The organism is Candidatus Poriferisodalis multihospitum, from assembly GCF_028283155.1.
GTDB lineage: Bacteria > Actinomycetota > Acidimicrobiia > Acidimicrobiales > Poriferisodalaceae > Poriferisodalis > Poriferisodalis multihospitum.
The window spans coordinates 1-16,827 of the sequence record NZ_JAPYOK010000121.1 but is presented as its reverse complement, the minus strand read 5'-3'; the positions used below and the strand labels follow the sequence as shown (position 1 = coordinate 16,827).

The 16,827-nt window shown below is 67.7% G+C and carries 14 protein-coding genes, 1 tRNA gene and 1 pseudogene; 8 read left to right on the top strand and 8 right to left on the bottom strand.

Annotated features, from left to right (window positions below; genetic code table 11):
• Positions 1-641 (top strand): CoA transferase (locus VI480_RS14970; RefSeq protein ID WP_323673661.1); only part of this gene is annotated, 641 nt, incomplete at its 5' end.
• An 83-nt stretch (positions 642-724) separates the two neighbouring features.
• Here the strand turns inward: VI480_RS14970 and VI480_RS14965 are convergent.
• Complete coding sequence (locus VI480_RS14965) at positions 725-1,882, bottom strand: CapA family protein (RefSeq protein WP_323673660.1); 1,158 nt, start codon at positions 1,880-1,882, stop codon at positions 725-727.
• 179 nt (positions 1,883-2,061) lie between these two features.
• Here VI480_RS14965 and VI480_RS14960 point away from each other — a divergent pair, with 179 nt between their 5' ends.
• A complete protein-coding gene (locus tag VI480_RS14960; RefSeq protein ID WP_323673659.1) occupies positions 2,062-3,228 on the top strand; it encodes a serine hydrolase domain-containing protein in 1,167 nt (388 codons plus the stop codon).
• Between the two features lie 10 nt (positions 3,229-3,238).
• Here the strand turns inward: VI480_RS14960 and VI480_RS14955 are convergent, their stop codons facing one another.
• The 5 genes from VI480_RS14955 to fabD form a co-directional block, all read right to left on the bottom strand.
• Positions 3,239-4,414: a beta-ketoacyl-ACP synthase II gene (locus tag VI480_RS14955; RefSeq protein WP_323673658.1), complete on the bottom strand. Its 1,176-nt coding sequence runs from the start codon at positions 4,412-4,414 to the stop codon at positions 3,239-3,241.
• A gap of 10 nt (positions 4,415-4,424) precedes the next feature.
• Entirely contained in the window at positions 4,425-4,658 is a 234-nt protein-coding gene (acpP, locus tag VI480_RS14950; protein ID WP_323673657.1) for an acyl carrier protein, read from the bottom strand.
• Positions 4,659-4,824: 166 nt separating this feature from the next.
• A complete protein-coding gene (gene fabG, locus VI480_RS14945) occupies positions 4,825-5,559 on the bottom strand; it encodes a 3-oxoacyl-ACP reductase FabG (protein WP_323673656.1) in 735 nt (244 codons plus the stop codon).
• A 25-nt stretch (positions 5,560-5,584) separates the two neighbouring features.
• A complete protein-coding gene (locus tag VI480_RS14940) occupies positions 5,585-6,550 on the bottom strand; it encodes a beta-ketoacyl-ACP synthase III (protein WP_323673655.1) in 966 nt (321 codons plus the stop codon).
• Positions 6,551-6,579: 29 nt separating this feature from the next.
• Positions 6,580-7,764 (bottom strand): ACP S-malonyltransferase, encoded by a 1,185-nt coding sequence (gene fabD / locus VI480_RS14935; protein WP_323673654.1) that lies wholly within the window; start codon positions 7,762-7,764, stop codon positions 6,580-6,582.
• A gap of 207 nt (positions 7,765-7,971) precedes the next feature.
• Between fabD and VI480_RS14930 the strand changes: the two genes are divergently transcribed.
• The 5 genes from VI480_RS14930 to coaE all read left to right on the top strand — a co-directional run bounded on the left by VI480_RS14930 (position 7,972) and on the right by coaE (position 13,836).
• Positions 7,972-8,054, top strand: a tRNA-Leu gene (locus VI480_RS14930).
• Between the two features lie 81 nt (positions 8,055-8,135).
• Entirely contained in the window at positions 8,136-8,711 is a 576-nt protein-coding gene (locus VI480_RS14925) for an ANTAR domain-containing response regulator (protein ID WP_323673653.1), read from the top strand.
• 69 nt (positions 8,712-8,780) lie between these two features.
• Positions 8,781-11,516 carry a DNA polymerase I gene (polA, locus tag VI480_RS14920; protein WP_323673652.1) on the top strand — a complete coding sequence of 912 codons (2,736 nt, stop codon included), beginning with the start codon at positions 8,781-8,783 and terminating at the stop codon, positions 11,514-11,516.
• Positions 11,517-11,821: 305 nt separating this feature from the next.
• Complete coding sequence (gene rpsA / locus VI480_RS14915; RefSeq protein WP_416246708.1) at positions 11,822-13,147, top strand: 30S ribosomal protein S1; 1,326 nt, start codon at positions 11,822-11,824, stop codon at positions 13,145-13,147.
• Positions 13,148-13,212: 65 nt separating this feature from the next.
• Positions 13,213-13,836, top strand: a complete 624-nt coding sequence (coaE, locus tag VI480_RS14910; protein WP_323673650.1) for a dephospho-CoA kinase — start codon at positions 13,213-13,215, stop codon at positions 13,834-13,836.
• Positions 13,837-13,840: 4 nt separating this feature from the next.
• Here coaE and VI480_RS14905 read toward each other — a convergent pair whose 3' ends face one another.
• The gene (locus tag VI480_RS14905) at positions 13,841-14,377 is read right to left on the bottom strand and encodes a hypothetical protein (RefSeq protein ID WP_323673649.1); all 537 of its coding nucleotides are present in this window, start codon (positions 14,375-14,377) and stop codon (positions 13,841-13,843) included.
• Positions 14,378-14,625: 248 nt separating this feature from the next.
• Here VI480_RS14905 and VI480_RS15720 point away from each other — a divergent pair.
• Positions 14,626-16,468: pseudogene (locus VI480_RS15720) on the top strand (excinuclease ABC subunit UvrB).
• Here the strand turns inward: VI480_RS15720 and VI480_RS14880 are convergent.
• Positions 16,465-16,827, bottom strand: a 363-nt coding sequence (locus tag VI480_RS14880; RefSeq protein ID WP_323673647.1) for a zinc-binding dehydrogenase, incomplete at its 5' end; no start/stop codon positions are given. The pseudogene VI480_RS15720 and the gene VI480_RS14880 sit on opposite strands and share 4 nt — an antisense overlap.

The window sequence follows — 16,827 nt, the reverse complement described above, 5'->3', positions numbered from 1 at the left end:
TGGAGCGGCGCGACCGCACCGGCACCGGTTGCTACATCGACATCTCCCAGACCGAGGCGGCCCTGCATTACCTGGCGCCGGCCATCTTGGATGCCTCGATCAACGGCCGTGATCCGCAGCGGTGCGGCAACGAGGATCCTCACATGAGCCCTCACGGTGTGTACCCGAGCGCCGGAGAAGACCAGTGGGTGGCGATCGCGTGCACCGACGACCGATGGACATCCCTCGCCGACACCATCGGGCTCGCCGGCGACGGCGCCGCCGGTTGGGATCAAGCCGTTCGGCGGGAACGATCCGCGGAGATCGACGATGCCATCTCGGCCTGGACCTCGGGGCGCAGCAACGCTGAAGCGGCTGAGACTCTGCAGGCCAGCGGCATCGACGCTTACCCGGTCAACAATGCCCAGGGCTGCTGCGACGACCCGCAGCTGCAGGCGCGGGAGCACCACATCGACGTGCCCCAGAGCCACCGCGGCACCATGTGGACCCAGAACTGCCGGACACGCATGTCCCGCACACCGCCGGTGGTCTGGCGAGGCGGGCCGTGCCTCGGCGAAGACAACTTCGAGGTGCTCACCGAGTTCCTGGGCTACGACGCCGACCGGGTCGCCGATCTCGCCGCCGCCGAGGTGCTCAGCTGAGCGCGCTACCCGTCCTCGTCGTCTGACTCATCGTCGGGCTCGGTGTCGGCGGCCGGAGTCGGCGCGGCGGTGGTCGGGGGCGGCTAGTGCCGGGCACAGTCGCCCGCGACGATGTCGTTGATTCGATCGACCCGAGCACCCTCAGGCGCAGGCACTGGCGCGCCGTTGATGTCGAGCAGGTGGGGATGGAACGACCAGCCCAGCATCTCGGTGCCGTCGAAGTCGATCTGCAGAACGCCCGTGTCACCGGTGATGCCCGACCGGTAGTGCCACACGAAGTTGCCCAGCGAGTACGCCACGAGCTTGCCGTCGTCGAACACGACCGGCTGCAGCACGTGGGGGTGGTGGCCGATAACGGCATCGGCACCGTTGTGCAGCAGCTCGAAGGCGAAGTCGCGCTGACGGCCCTCCGGGCAGGTCATGCGCTCGATGCCCCAGTGCACCACGGCGATCACCACATCGGCCTCGTTCGCCGCCGCCTGCACATTCGCGAGCACCCGGTCACGCTGGTATGCAGAAGCGATGCCCGGGCGCGTCTGGGTCGCGGGAAAGCCGAGCGGCACCACCATCGAGGCGCCGACGAATGCGACGCGCACGCCGGGACGCACTTCGATGACCCGGTGCCCGTAGGCATCGGGACTCGTTGTGCCCGCTCCAAGCGCGATCACGCCTTGGGCCTCAAGGAGATTGATGGTGTCGAGCAGCGCCTCGGGGCCGTAGTCCATGGCGTGGTTGTTGGCCAAGTTGGCGACATCCACGCCGGCCGCCGCGATGCGCTCGGCCGCCGACGGCGGCGCTCGGAATACGTACTTCTTGTCGGCGGGCTCACCGCGCTCGCTGATGACCATCTCCACATTCACGACCGCAACGTCTGCTGACCCCAGAGGGGGCTCAATGCCGGCGAACGGGTCGACGCCGGCTGCTTCGCTGCGGTCCATCAGCACATCTCCGCCTGCCAGCAGCGTCCACGTCAGGTCGGGCTGTGTCGTCGTCGGCATGGCGGCAGTCGTGGAGGCTGCCGCAGACTTCGTTGCCGCAGCCGAGGTGACCGGCGCGGCCGATGGTGTCACCTCGTCCACCGCTGCGCTGGGCCCGGTTTCGCCGGTTGCTGGCTGGGCGGCGGCCGGAGCTTCCGATGACGTGGGCGGGAGCGGCACGACCCGCACAGGGCTGGTGCTGCACGCCGCCGCCAGAATGGCGAGGCCCGCAATGCCCGATGCAACGAGTGGCCGCCCCGCCATCGAATTGAGGGTACGGCGGACGCGAGGCGGGCGTCCCTTGCTCGTCGGCTGCGCGCCGCGGCCTCTCGCAGCAGTGGATGGTCGGTGTCAGTGGCGCCGCGACTCCGAACTAGCGTCGCGCTCGCGGGGCCGAAGCACGCCCCGCGCAGCGCTCCGTCCAGCCCATCAGGAGGCCTCAGATGTCACTCGGAGACACAGTTCAAGGGATTCTCGACCGGGGCGTCGCCGACGGCGACGTCGTGGGCGCGGTGGCCAAGATCATCAACGCCGACGGGGAGACCTGCTCGGCAGCGGCCGGCACCCGTGGCGCCGACAGCGACGCAGCCATGAGTTCGGACACCGTGTGCTGGATCGCCTCGATGACCAAGGCCGTCACCGGCACGGCGGCGATGCAGCTCGTGGAGCAGGGCAAGCTCTCGCTCGACGATCCGGGCGCAGAGGTACTGCCGCTGCTCGGCGAGCTCGACGTGCTGACCGGGTTCGACGGCGACGGCAACCCGGTCACCCGTGCCCGCAACGGCGACATCACGCTGCGCCACCTGCTGACCCATACCGCGGGCATGGGGTACGACATCTGGAGCCCCGAACTCGGCCGGTACGAAGAGGCCACTGGGACGCCGGGCGTGATCGAGTGCCAGAAGGAAACGCTGCGCATCCCACTGCTGTTCGACCCGGGCGATCGCTGGTTCTACGGCACCGGCATCGACTATGCGGGTCAGATGGTCGAAGCAGCCTCGGGGATGTCGCTCGGTGAGTACATGGCCGAGAACATCTTCGAGCCGCTGGGCATGACCGACACGGCGTTCAAGATCAGCGACGACATGCGCGCCCGCCAGTCGGCGATGCACACCCGCGACGAGAACGGCTCGCTGTTCGAGATGCCGTTCGAGATCCCCCAGGAGCCGGAGTTCGAGATGGGCGGCGGCGGGCTGTACTCCACCGCCGACGACTACTGCCGCTTTCTGGCCATGATGCTGAACGGCGGCAGCCTCGACGGCAGCCAGATCGTGTCGCCCGACACCCATGCGCAGATGGCCGCCAACGCGATGGGCGACCTGCGAGTCACCAAGCTCGTGACCGCCGCCCCGCCGTTCTCATTCGACGCGGAGTTCTTCCCCGGCGTCGAGAAGTCGTGGGGCCTGACGTTCCAGATCAACGAGGAGCCGGCGCCCACCGGGCGTCCTGCCGGCGGACTCATGTGGGCAGGGCTCGCCAACTCGTACTTCTGGATCGACCTGCAGAATCAGGTGGCGTGCTGCTACATCAGCCAGCAGGTGCCGTTCGTAGATCCGCGTTCGTACGGGCTCTTCGAAGCAATCGAGACTGCCACTTACGACAGCCTGTAGCTGATCGCCCTCAGGCGGGGCCGAGCACGATGCAGCCGTTGTGGCCGCCGAATCCGAACGAGTTGCTGAGCGACGGCCCGGGTTCCCAGTCGGCTGCCGCTCCGGTGACAAGCCGGAATTCTGCAAGCTCAGGATCAGGTGTGGTCCAGCCGGCCGTGGGCGGGATCTTGCGGTGCTGCATTGACAGCAGCACAGCGACGGCTTCCAAAGCGCCCGCGGCACCCAGTGCATGACCGGTGACACCCTTCGTCGACGTCACCAACGGCCCGCTGGGGCCGAACAGCTTGTTGAGCGCCTCGGCTTCTGCGGCATCGTTCAGCGGGGTCGACGTGCCATGCGCGTTCACGTGGACGATGTCGTCGGGCGCGAGGCCGGCGTCATCGATGGCGAGCTGCATGCAGCGCAGCGCCCCGGCACCGCCGGGGGCAGGAGCGGTGATGTGGTGCGCATCGGCATTCGAGGCGGTGCCGAGCACCTCGCCCCGGATCGTGGCGCCCCGCGCCATCGCCGAATCCCATTCCTCGAGCACCAGGGTGGCAGCGCCCTCGGTCATCATGAAGCCGTCGCGGTTCTTGTCGAAGGGCATCGAGACTCCGCTGGTCGACAGAGCCGTCATGTTGACGAAGCCCGCGGTGCCCACGGGCGTCATCACCGATTCACAGCCCCCGGCCACAATCACGTCGGCGGCGCCGGTGCGGATCAGCCGCGCCGCGTAGCCGATCGCATGCGTCCCCGCCGCGCATGCGGTGGTGAGGACCTCGCAGGGTCCGGCCAGGCCGTGCCTCATCGAGACAGCGGCGCCAGGGGCGTTCGGCATCATCATCGGGACCATGAACGGCGAGACCCGGCGCGCGCCTTTGCGATCGAGCACGAGCACCTGGTCTTCGAAGGTCTGCAGGCCGCCGACACCCGTGCCGTAGATGACGCCGCAGCGATCCGGGTCGGTCGCCAGTTCCCCTGCGTCGGCGATGGCCTGTGCAGCCGATGCCATGCCGAGCTGCGTCGAGCGATCGGCCCGCCGGGCTTCCTTGGGATTGTCGTAGTACGGCGCCGGATCGAAGTCGTCGACGCGGCGCTCGCCCTCTGGCGGCGCGGAGTTCAGCCCCTGCCAGAAGTTGTCGACGCCGGTCCCGGCGCACGAGACAACGCCGAGGCCGACGACAGCTACCCGACGGCTGGCGCTCATTATCTGGCGCTCACAGTTTCGATTCGACCAGCTGGATCGCGTGGGCGACGGTGGCGACGTCTTCCAGTTCTTCCTCGTCCACGCTGATGTCGAACTCCTCTTCCAAGGCCATCACCAGCTCGACGAGGTCCAAGCTGTCGGCGTCGAGGTCGTCTGCGAAGCTGGCCTCGGGTGTGACTTGCTCAGGATCCACGGCCAGCACCTCGACGGCGCAGTCACGGAATCGATCCAACGTGTCACTCATGCTGATCCCCTCATGTGTGGGCGGTCACCGCACGAGCGCCCGGCGGCCGTGCGAACGCGAAGTGTAGAGGCTGAGCCCCGTGGCCTGAGCGGCCCGTGAGCCCGTTCTCAATTGAGATTGGGAACAAGAGCGGGAGGCGCAGGGCCAAGCTGCGGCTGGTCATGGCTCAATGGCCCATTCCCAGGCCGCCGTCGACGGGTATCACGGCGCCGGTGATGTACGCGCCTTCGTCGGACGCGAGAAACGCCACCGCAGCAGCTATCTCGGACGGTTCTGCCACCCGTCCCAGCGGCACTGCGTCGGTGATGGCGGCTTGCTGCTCGTCGCTCAATGCGCCGAACATCTCGGTGGCCACCGGCCCGGGCGCGACCGCATTCGCGGTGATGCCGCGCGAACCGAGTTCGCGAGCCAGTGATCGGGCCATGCCCACGAGGCCCGCCTTGGATGCCGCGTAATTGACCTGCCCGGCCGAGCCCAGCAATCCGACCACCGAGGACACGAAGATCAATCGCCCCCAGCGTGCGCGCAGCATGGGCCGGGCCGCCCGCTTGGCCATCCTGTACGCGCCAGTCAAGTTCGTGTCGACGACAGCCGCGAAGTCGTCGTCGGCCATGCGCAGCAGAAGCTGGTCGCGGGTGATGCCGGCATTGGCGACCAGGATCTCCACCGGGCCGAGCTCTGCTTCGATGGTGCCGTAGGCGGCATCTACCGCGTCGCTGTCGGCCTGGTCGCACGCCACCCACAGCAGGCGGCCGTCGTCAGGGGCCTCGGTGCGGCTGGTCACCGCCACGCGGTGGCCTGCATCGGCAAACAACTGGGCCGTCGCCAGACCGATGCCGCGGCTGCCGCCGGTGACGAGGACGGTGCGTGCTGTCGCAGGGCGCGCTTCGGGCTGATTCATCGTGAGCCGTGTGCGTGACGCTCGTTCAGCTAGCGCGGGCGGGGGCGCCCGACCAGCGCAGCAGTGCCGATGCCGATGTCATGCCGGCGCCGAATCCGACGAGCAGCACGTTGTCGCCCTCGTTGATCCGGCCGCTGCGCACGGCGTCGTCGAGTGCGAGGGGAATCGAGGCCGACGATGTGTTGCCGGTGCGCTCGATCACCATCGCGGCCTTCTCATAGGGGATGCGCAGCCGCTTGCAGGCGGTCTCGACGATGCGGACGTTGGCCTGATGGGGCACCACTACGTCGATGTCGTCGGCGGTCAGGCCCGCTTGCTTCATCGACTGGCGCGCCGACTCCTCCATCACCAGCACGGCCTTCTTGAACACCGCTTGGCCCGCCATCCGGATGTAGCCGTCGTGCTCGCAGTACAGCCGCTCCTCCATGGAACCGTCGCTTGAGACGTGCCAGCCGAGCAGGTCGGAGCCCTGCTCACTGCGCTCGAGCACGGCGGCGCCCGAACCGTCGGCGAACAGGATGCAGGTGGCCCGATCAGTCCAGTCGGTGATCCGGGAGAGCACTTCGGCGCCGATGACCAGCACCCGCTCGTGACCCATCGCGATCATGCCGTGGCCCGCCACCAGCGAGTAGACGAACCCTGAACAGGCGGCGTTCACGTCCATGGCGCCGCAGTCGAGGCCGAGTGCCTCCTGCACCCGCGACGACGAGGCCGGAACGCAGCGATCCGGCGTGGTCGTGGCCAGGATGAGCATGTCGATGCTCGACGGATCGACGCCGGCGACCTCCATGGCCGCGGTTCCGGCGCGTGCGGCCAGGCCGGCGGTGGTGCCGCCGATGTTCCGCTGTCTGATGCCGGTGCGCTCGATGATCCACTCGTCGGAGGTGTCGACCATCTCGGCAAGATCTTCGTTGGTGAGGACGCGCTCGCCGAGCGCTGTCCCGATGCCGACAATGCGCGCGCTTGATGCGTTGCCCACGCTGAGCGTCATCTGTGGCCTCCCCTTCAGGTGCCGGCTGTTCAGCTGCCGGCTGGCGTCCGCAGCCACGCAACAGGCTGCCGTGCGGTGACCCGTTCGCCTTCTACGGCCATGATCCCCATGACAGTACCCGCGAACGCAGAACGCACTTCTTCCCCGGCCACATGGCCGATGACATCACCCACATTGACTTGCTGGCCGTCGCCGACACCGGCGCTGAGCGTGAAGATGCCGGCGCACGGGCTCACGATGAGGCGCTCGGTGACGTACAGGTTCTCGCCGCCCAGCACGGTCGGCGCTGAAGGCGCATCGGTGGCGAGCGTCTCCATCAGCGTGTCGATCTCGGTGGGAGTTCCGACCGACATCGATGTCGCACCTCGATGCGTCCGCTTGGTCATGCCGGTCAGCACCTTGCCCGGGCCGAGCTCCACGAAGGTGGTGACGCCGGCGTCAGCCAGCGCATGGAGGCTCGCGCGCCACAGCACCGGGCTGGTGAGCTGCTGCGCCAGCAGCGTGCGCCACTCGTCGGCGTCAGCACGCGGCTGGGCATCGACATTGGCGACCACCGGCACGCTCGGGGCCCGGATCTCAACTTCGGCCAGTGCCTTGCGCAGCCGATCCCTGGCCGGCTGCATGAACGGTGTGTGGAATGCGCCGCCCACGGGCAAGCCCATGAGCCGTTTCGCGCCCGCCGCCTTCGCTTCGTCACCGGCGACGGCGACGGCGTCCGGCGCGCCCGCAATGACGACTTGGCCCGGCGCGTTGTAGTTGGCGACCCAGACATCGCCAAGCGTGGCGTCGCACGCCTCTGCCACGAGGTTGTCGTCGAGACCCAGCACGGCCGCCATGGTCCCTTCCTGCTCGTCAGCAGCAACCTGCATGGCCTCGCCGCGCTCGGCGACCAGCCGCACCGCGTCGTCGTACGCCAAGGCCCCGGTTGCGGTCAGCGCGCTGTATTCGCCCAGCGAGTGCCCGGCGGCACACGAGAACGTCGCGCCCGTGCGCTCGACCGCATCGAGCACCACCATCGACAGCACGAACGTCGACAGCTGCGAGTTACGCGTATGGCGCAGCTCGTCGGCATCGGCTTCCAGCAGCAGCGCAGCGACATCACGCCCGCAGGCATCGGATGCCTCGGTGACCAGCTCCCACGACTCGTGCGCCGTCCATGGCTCGCCCATGCCTTGCTGCTGCGAGCCTTGGCCCGGGAATGTGAATGCGAGCACTCGGCCTCCTACGCAGCGCCTGGGCGGGAGACCTGGTCGGTGCTCGAACCGCAGCGCAGTGAACGCACAATGGGACTAGGGCAAGAGGGTAGGTGGCAGCCCAGGCCGAGAGCGACCTTTCGACTGACGCCCCGCTCTTGTTCCCCATGCTCATGTGATGGGGCTCACGGGCCGCTCGGGCCCCCGGGTACGCTGAGCCGCCCCAAGGCCCGGGTGGTGAAACGGCAGACACGGGGGACTCAAAATCCTCTGCCCTCACGGGCGTGCGGGTTCAACTCCCGCCCCGGGCACTCGACGCCTGCATGAATCTCTGAGAGGCGCGACAAGCCGACCGGTAGGCTGACCGATCCTGTCCCGCGAGGGGAGAGCGCGTGTCGAAGCGAGTCGTGATCGCAGAGGACGAGGCCATCATCCGCCTCGATCTGCGCGAGATGCTCGAGGACGAGGGCTACGTCGTGGTGGCGGAGACGGGCCGCGGCGACGAAGCCGTCGAGCTGGCACGCCAGCACCAGCCCGAGGTGTGCATCTTCGACATCCAGATGCCCGGCCGCGACGGCCTCGATGCTGCACGAGAGGTCGCCGGCGATCGCACATCCGCAGTGCTCATCCTCACAGCGTTCAGCAAGCGTCATCTGATCGCCGAAGCCCGCGACGCCGGCGTGCTGTCGTACCTGGTGAAGCCGTTCCAGCGGGAAGAACTGGTCTCGGCCATCGAGGTGGCGTGGGGGCGTTTCACCGAGATGCGCGAGCTCGAAGACACGGTGGAGAGCCTCGAGGAGAAGCTGGAGACGCGCAAGGCGGTGGAGCGCGCGAAGGGCCTGCTCATGGACGATTTCCAGCTCTCCGAGCGGGACGCCTTCGAATTCATCCGGAGTACGGCGATGGCCAACCGCGCGAGAATGCGGGACATCGCCCAGCAGATCGTCGATGGACTGCTGACCCCCTGAGCCCGCCCTTCGACATCTGCGGTTGGCAGGCTTCCGCAACCGTCACCCGGCACCGTTGGGAGAGTTCCCATGTCGAAGCTCCTCTTGCTCGACGGGAATTCGCTCACGTACCGGGCCTTCTTTGCCGTCCCCGAAGACATGGCCACCCGCTCGGGACAGCCCACAGGCGCCGTCTTCGGGTTCACATCCATGCTCATCAACCTGGTGCGCGACCACCGTCCTGACGCAATAGCGGTGTGCTTCGATCGTCGGGAGCCGACGTTCCGCCACACCGCAGCGCCCGAATACAAAGCTCACCGCGACGAGACGCCGCCAACGCTCATCGATCAGCTCGGCCTAGTGCGCCAGGTGCTCGATTCGCTGAGCATCCCGGCGATCGACTGCGCCGGCTTCGAGGCCGACGACCTGCTGGCGACGCTGGCGTCCGAGGCGGAACAGCGCGGCGACGATGTGCTGATCGTCAGCGGCGACCGCGACGTGTACCAACTCGTGCACGACCCCAAGATCCAAGTGCTCTACAACCGCCGCGGGGTCACCGACTACGCGCTCTACGACGAAGCGGGCATCGCCGAGCGCACCGGCGTCACGCCGGACCTGTACGTGCAATACGCCGCACTTCGCGGCGACCCGTCCGACAACCTGCCAGGAGTGCCCGGTGTCGGAGAGAAGACGGCCGCCAAGCTCCTCAACCAATACGGCAGTGTCGAGGCGCTGCTGGCAGCCGCCGCCGAACAGACCCCGAAGCTGGCCGAGAACCTTGCGGCCCACGGCGAGGTCGTGCGGCGCAACGTCGACTTGATGACGCTGCGGACCGACGCGCCGATCGAGGCCACGGTCGACGACCTCCAATGGGGCAGCTTCGATGCCGACCTCGTGACGCGCACGTTCGAGTTCCTGGAGTTCGACACCCTGCATGCTCGCCTGCGCGACGCCTTGGCGGGCACCTCGTTGGACGGCCTGCTGGTGCCGAGCGCCAGTTCCCCCGAGACTGCCCAACTCGCGGACGTGCAGCTGCTGCCGGTCGACGCTGAGGGGGGCGCCCGCGGCGCGGATGCCGCTGGGCTGCTGAGTGAGCTGTCGCGCCGGGACGAACCGGTCGCGCTCGGGTTCGCTGTGGACGCCGACGGCGCTTTGGGTGTGCTGACGGTCGCTGACGATCCCTCGCACGGCACGGTGCTCGCGCTCGGTCCTGATGATCTCGCTCTGCCCGAGATCGCAGCGGCGTGCGCCCGCCTGCTGGGGGCTGACGGTCCGGGCGTCCATGTCCACCAGGCAAAGGAGCTCATGCGTGCGCTCGCCCGCCTGCCGGGCGACTTGGATGGCGGCGCGGCGCTCGCCGGGCTGGCTGTCGACACCTCGATCGCCGCCTATCTCATCCATCCGTCGGAAGGCCGCGACGAGCTGAGCGCGCTCCTCGCCCGGCATTGCGGCACGGAGCTCGCCGGAGGCGGCGCCGAGGGCCAGCTGGGCTTCGACGACCTCGACGCCGATGGACCGACGGATGGCATCGTGGCCGCTCGTGACGCCCTCGCGGTGGCGATGCTGGCGCCGATGCTCGATCAGCAGCTCGAGAGCCTGGGCATGTCCGGCCTGTACCGGGATGTGGAGCGTCCGCTCATCGGCGTGCTGGCTCGCATGGAAGCGGCCGGCATCGGCGTCGACAGCGGCGAGCTGGAATCGTTGCGCGACCATCTCACGGGCGAGGTGCTCGCGCTGGAAGCCGAAGTGCGCGCATTGGCCGGTCGTGACGATCTCAACGTCAACTCGCCCAAGCAGCTTGCGGAAGTGCTCTTCGAGGACTTGGGGCTGACACCTCAGCGCAAGACCAAGACCGGCTACTCCACGAGCGCGGCGGCGCTGGAGTCGCTGCGAGGCGAGCATCGCATCGTGGACCGGCTGCTGGCGTTCCGGGAAGTGGAGAAGCTGCGCTCCACCTACGGCGTCAGCCTGCTCGAATGCGTCGAGCCCGACGGCCGCATTCACGCCACGTTCAACCAGACGGTGGCACGTACCGGCAGGCTCAGCTCCGAGGACCCGAACCTGCACAACATCCCGGTGCGGACCGAACAGGGCCGGCTGTTCCGGCGTGCATTCGTGCCGGCCGATGGCTTCGAGCTGCTGATTGCCGACTACAACCAGATCGAGCTGCGGGTGATCGCCCACCTGTCCGGCGATCCGGGTCTCGTCGGCGCCTTCGAGGCGGGCCATGACATCCACAGCGCCACCGCCGCATCCCTGTTCGGCATCAGCCCCACCGAGGTCGACCCGCAGCAGCGGTCGGTGGCGAAGATGGTGAGCTACGGCTTGGCCTACGGGATGGAGGCGTATGGCCTCGGCCAGCGCCTCGGTGTGCCCACCGGCGAGGCGGCGGAGATCCTGGATGCCTACTTCGAAGCGTTTCCCAAGGTGCGCTCATTCATGGACGGGGTGGTGGAGCAGAGCCGCGAGCGTGGCTACACCGAGACGGCATTCGGCCGGCGCCGCCCGCTGCCCGAGTTGGCGTCGCGCAACTTCCGGGTGCGCCAGGCCGCCGAGCGGCAGGCCATGAACGCTCCCATCCAGGGGCTCGCGGCCGACATCTTCAAGGTGGCGCTCATCCGGCTGGACGGGGCGCTGCAGGCTCGGTCCGCAGCCAGCCGGCTGGTGCTGCAGGTGCACGACGAGGTGATCCTCGAAGTGGACCCCGCTGAGGCCGCCGAGGCGACCGATCTGACGGTCGACGTGATGCGCAATGCCGCCGACCTGGCGGTGCCGCTGGAAGTCCATGTCGCTGTCGGCGCCACCTGGGCAGACGCCAAGGGCTGACCCGCCGAACAGGCCGCGCCAGAGCGCCTCGGGTCCGACAGACGGCGACGCCGGTAGCCTTTCCGTGCGCTGCGCGCGGCATGCTCAGCCGCCTGCGCCCGTATTCCCGACCCGAGCATTCCCCAGTGACCGACGCAATTGCCCCCGCTCCAGACCTCGAAGACCCAGCACTCGCCGAGGCTCCGGCACCTGATGACTCCCCTGCGACTGCCCCCGAGGCGCCGGATGGCGAGAGCGCCAGCGACGAGAGCGGCAACGGGGCTTCGACGGGCGACTTCGGCACCTTCACCGATGCGGGCGACTACGTGCCGCGGACCGTCACCATCGACGACCTCGGCGACACGTCGTTCGAGGACGCCATCGCGCAGACCATCGTCGAGTTCGACGACGGCGACATCGTGGCCGGCACCATCGTGCGAGTCGATCGCGACGAGGTGCTGCTGGACATCGGATTCAAGTCTGAGGGCGTCATCCCGTCCCGCGAGCTCTCCATCCGTCACGACATCGACCCATCGGAGGTCGTGGAGGTCGGCGATCAGATCGAGGCCCTGGTCTTGCAGAAGGAAGATCCCGATGGCCGCTTGGTGCTCTCCAAGAAGCGGGCGCAGTACGAGCGCGCCTGGGGCCGCATCGAGGAGATCCGCGAGTCCAATGGTGTCGTCAAGGGCCCCGTCATCGAGGTGGTGAAGGGCGGGCTGATCGTCGACATCGGCCTGCGGGGTTTCCTGCCGGCGTCGCTGGTGGAACTCCGTCGCGTCCGCGATCTGGCCCCCTATGTCGGCCGCGAGCTCGAAGCGAAGATCATCGAGCTCGACAAGAACCGCAACAATGTCGTGCTCAGCCGGCGAGCCTGGCTCGAAGAGAGCCTCAAGGAAGAGCGGGAGGGCTTCCTGCGAGATCTGCAGCGCGGCGAGCGGCGAACCGGCCGGGTCTCGTCGGTAGTCAGCTTCGGCGCATTCGTCGACCTCGGCGGCATGGACGGCCTCATTCACGTCTCGGAGCTGTCTTGGAAGCACGTCGATCACCCCGGCTCGGTGGTCAGCATCGGCGACGAGGTCACGGTGGAGGTGCTCGAAATCGACCGCGAGCGCGAGCGCATCTCACTCTCGCTCAAGGCGACGCAGCAGGATCCGTGGGAAGCGTTCGCGAACTCCCACCGGGTCGAGGAGCTGGTCTACGGCCGGGTCACCAAGCTCGTCCCGTTCGGTGCATTCGTGCAGGTCGGCGACGGCATCGAGGGCCTGGTGCACATCTCGGAGATGTCTGCCCACCACGTCGAGCTGCCCGAGCAGGTCGTGACACCCGGCGAGGAGCTCTGGGTGAAGATCATCGATCTCGACCTGCAGCGCCGGCGCATCAGCCTGTCGATCAAGCAGGCAGCCGAAGGCGGGGTGGTCGCGGAGGAATACCGCGAGGCGTTCGGCGATCACGCCTACGACGAGGAAGGCAACTTCATCGGCGAGTTCAGCTACGAGACGCCTGCCGAAGGCGAGGAGTCAGAAGCCGAACGGGCATGGCGCGAGTACTACGAGGAGCACGGCGAGGAGGCCTACCGCCAGGCCCTCGCGCACTACGAGAACCAAGGCGCCGACGGCGAGCCCGCTGCGGCGGCCCCAGAAGGCGACAGCTAGCCCGTCAGCTCCCCGCTGAGCTTGAACCTGCTGCCGTCGAGTCCCCATCGGTTGACTGCTGCGCGATGATCACCGTCGGGCTCACTGGTGGCATCGGCAGCGGCAAGAGCACGGTCGCCTCGGGCTTTGCCCTCCGCGGTGCTGCGCTGATCGATGCCGATGCCATCGTCCGCGAGCAGCAGGCACTCGGCAGTCCGGTCTTGGCGGAGATGGTGGAGCGCTTCGGGGATCACATCGTGGCTGCCGACGGCACGCTCGACCGCGGTTCGGTTGCGGCCATCGTGTTCAACGACCCCGACGCACTCGCCGATCTGAACGCGATCACTCATCCTCCGGTCGGCCGGGAGATCCGTCGCCGGCTGGGCGAACTCGAGGGCACGGATCGTCTGGTGGTGCTCGACATCCCGCTGCTCGGCGAGGGGCTGGCCAAGGGTCAGCGGCCGCGCTACCCGACCAGCGGGATCCTGGTGGTGGACACGCCGACCGATGTTGCTGTGGAGCGGCTCGTGACCTCGCGAGGGTTCTCCGCCGATGACGCACGTGCGCGCATCGCCGCTCAGTTGTCGCGCCACGAGCGACTCGGCATTGCCGACTGGGTCCTCGACAATTCCGGCGGCCTCGACGAACTCGAAGCCGCGATCGAAGCAGCCTTCAACTGGGCCAGCGCCCTGCCGCACCTATCGGACTGAGCAGTCAGTAGACGATCGGCGTTCCGCAGTGTGGACAGCTCGGTTCGGGTCCGCGCATGTCGAACTGGGATGGCTTGACCAGCAGGAAGCAGCCTTCGCAGAGGATCTCATCTTCCTGCTTGGACGCTGAACGGGAACCTGTGACGATGCCGATCTCGTCGTCCTCGTCGTCATCGTCCTCGTCTTCAGACGCCAGCCGCTCCTTGAGGATCTCGCCGAGATCCGCCTCGAGCTCCTCGTCGTCATCGTCGTCGTCTTCGTCGTCGGCGGCGGGGCGCACCCCGGCCGGCACTTCGCGGCTCGGCCCGGCGTCTTTGTCTGAGGACGCTGTCTCGCCATCATCCAGTCCATCGGCGTCCAACCCGTCCCCATCCAAGTCGTCGACATCGTCGATGTCGTCGTCGATGTCCGCCACGCCCAGCTCTTCGGCCTCGAGGTCATCGGGCACCGGTTCGAAGTCGTCGCCGAGCAGGTCAGGGTCATCCATGGCGTCGTCGAGCGCGTCGTCGGACTCTGATGCGTCTGGTTCGTCGCGGCTCATGGGCGGTCTCAGGTCGTGAAGGAGTCGGGTATCGGCGGGTCGGCGGTCAGCGCGGCAGGATAACCACACCGGCTGCTCGCAGGGAGCATCTTTGCCTCTTGGGACTCGAGCCAGTAGGCACAGATGTCATAGCTGCGGCGGCGGCAGGAGACTCGGCGACGTTGCGACCTGCCGGATCGCTGGTCGCAGAGGGTTCTGCCGCCGTCGCAGCGGGCGCAGCTCCTCGCGCTGCTCTCTAACCTCGCCCCATGGCATCGGTGTCGACGGCCCCGGCTCATGGCGAGCCCGGCGAGGACAGGCCGCGGCAGGCCCGTCCTTGGCTTCCGGCGCCGACGGCCGCCCACCCGTTCCGGGTCAGCGCAGGTTTCGAGCCGGCCGGTGACCAGCCGCGCGCCGTGGCCCAGCTCGCGGACGGCGTGATCCGCGGCGACCGGTTCCAAACGCTGCTGGGCATCACCGGCTCGGGCAAGAGCGCGACGATCGCGTGGACGATCGAGCGGGCGCAGCGTCCGACGTTGGTGCTCGCTCCCAACAAGTCGTTGGCGGCACAGCTTGCGAACGAGTTTCGTGAGTTCTTCCCCGACAATCGTGTGGAGTATTTCGTCTCCTACTACGACTACTACCAACCCGAGGCATACATGCCAGCTTCGGACACGTACATCGAGAAAGACTCCAGCATCAACGACGAGATCGACCGGCTGCGGCACTCGGCCACGGCTGCGCTGCTGACCCGTCGGGACGTGATCGTGGTGGCATCTGTCTCGGCCATCTACGGGTTGGGCGCACCGGAGGAATACCTGCGCCAGATGCTGTACCTGCGTGTGGGCGACATGGTCGACCAGCGTGCTGTGCTGCGCCGGCTTGTCGACATGCAGTACGAGCGCAACGACACGAACTTGATCCGGGGTCGCTTCCGGGTTCGCGGCGACACACTCGAAGTCCACCCGGCCTACGAGGAGTTCCTGGTGCGGGTGGAGTTGTTCGGTGACGAGATCGACCGCATCAGCCGCATCGACCCGGTGACCGGCGAGCGTCTCGGCGTTCTTCCCCGACGACTACCTGCTGGTCATCGACGAGAGCCATGTTGCCGTTCCTCAGCTGCACGGTCAGTTCGCCGGCGACCGGCGGCGCAAGGACACCCTGGTAGAGCATGGCTTCCGGCTGCCTTCCGCGCGCGACAACCGGCCTCTGCGCTTCGACGAGGTGATGGACCGGCTGAATCAAGTGGTGTTCCTGTCGGCCACGCCGGGGGAGTACGAACTGCGGACGAGTGGCCAGGTGGTGGAGCAGATCGTCCGGCCGACCGGTCTGGTGGATCCCGAGATCGTGGTGCGCCCGACGAAGGGCCAGATCGACGACCTGATGGGCGAGATCGAGCGGGTCACCGAACAGGGCCAGCGGGTGCTCGTGACCACGCTCACCAAGAAGATGGCCGAGGACCTCACCGACTACCTGCTCGAGCTCGGCGTGCGAGTGCGCTACCTGCACAGCGAGATCGACACCATTGAACGGATCGAGATCCTCCGGGATCTGCGGCTCGGCCATTTCGACGTGCTGGTGGGCATCAACCTGCTGCGAGAAGGTCTGGACCTGCCCGAAGTGAGCCTCGTGGCGATCCTGGATGCCGACAAGGAGGGGTTCCTGCGCAGTGAGACGTCGCTCATCCAGACCATCGGGCGAGCGGCACGCAACGTCGACGGCCAGGTCGTGATGTACGCCGATGAGTTCACGCCGTCGATGCACCGCGCTGTGTCCGAGACCAACCGGCGGCGGGGCCTGCAGCAGGCGTACAACGCCGAGCACGGCATCGACCCGCAGACGATCCGCAAGGCCGTCACCGACATCCTCGAGGTGCTGCGAGGCCCAGCGGAGACCGCACCGGTGCCCGAGAAGCTGGTGTCGGGCCGCGTGAATGCCGAGCGGATGAAGGCCGCCTACGGCGACTTGCCGGCCGACGACCTGACGCGTCTCATCGCCTCGCTGGAGGAGGAGATGGCCGAAGCAGCCGCAGATCTCAGATTCGAGTACGCAGCCCGCCTGCGAGACGAACTCAGGGAGCTGCGCCGAGACTTGCGCGACGCCAGCGCTTAGAGCATCACGACGGAGCGCAGCACCTCGCCGTGCTCCATCTTCTCGAAGGCTTCCTCGACACCCGCAATCCCGATTGTCTCGCTGACGAACTTGTCGAGCGGCAGTCGGTCCTGCAGGTGCAGGTCGATCAGCATGGGGAAGTCACGGCTGGGCAGGCAGTCGCCGTACCAAGAGCTCTTGAGCGAGCCGCCGCGGCCGAACACCTCGATCATGGGCAGCTCGATTTTCATGGCCGGATTCGGCACCCCCACCAGCACCACGGTGCCTGCCAGGTCGCGGGCATAGAAGGCCTGCTCATAGGTCTGGGGCAAGCCCACGGCCTCGATGGCCACATCCACGCCGTTGCCGTCGGTCAGCTC

Coding starts and splice junctions, on each gene's coding strand:
- VI480_RS14965 (WP_323673660.1), bottom strand. CDS start 1,882: ATGGCGGGGCGGCCACTCGTTGCATCGGGCATTGCGGGCCTCGCCATT.
- VI480_RS14960 (WP_323673659.1), top strand. CDS start 2,062: ATGTCACTCGGAGACACAGTTCAAGGGATTCTCGACCGGGGCGTCGCC.
- VI480_RS14955 (WP_323673658.1), bottom strand. CDS start 4,414: ATGAGCGCCAGCCGTCGGGTAGCTGTCGTCGGCCTCGGCGTTGTCTCG.
- acpP (WP_323673657.1), bottom strand. CDS start 4,658: ATGAGTGACACGTTGGATCGATTCCGTGACTGCGCCGTCGAGGTGCTG.
- fabG (WP_323673656.1), bottom strand. CDS start 5,559: ATGAATCAGCCCGAAGCGCGCCCTGCGACAGCACGCACCGTCCTCGTC.
- VI480_RS14940 (WP_323673655.1), bottom strand. CDS start 6,550: ATGACGCTCAGCGTGGGCAACGCATCAAGCGCGCGCATTGTCGGCATC.
- polA (WP_323673652.1), top strand. CDS start 8,781: ATGTCGAAGCTCCTCTTGCTCGACGGGAATTCGCTCACGTACCGGGCC.
- coaE (WP_323673650.1), top strand. CDS start 13,213: ATGATCACCGTCGGGCTCACTGGTGGCATCGGCAGCGGCAAGAGCACG.
- VI480_RS14905 (WP_323673649.1), bottom strand. CDS start 14,377: ATGAGCCGCGACGAACCAGACGCATCAGAGTCCGACGACGCGCTCGAC.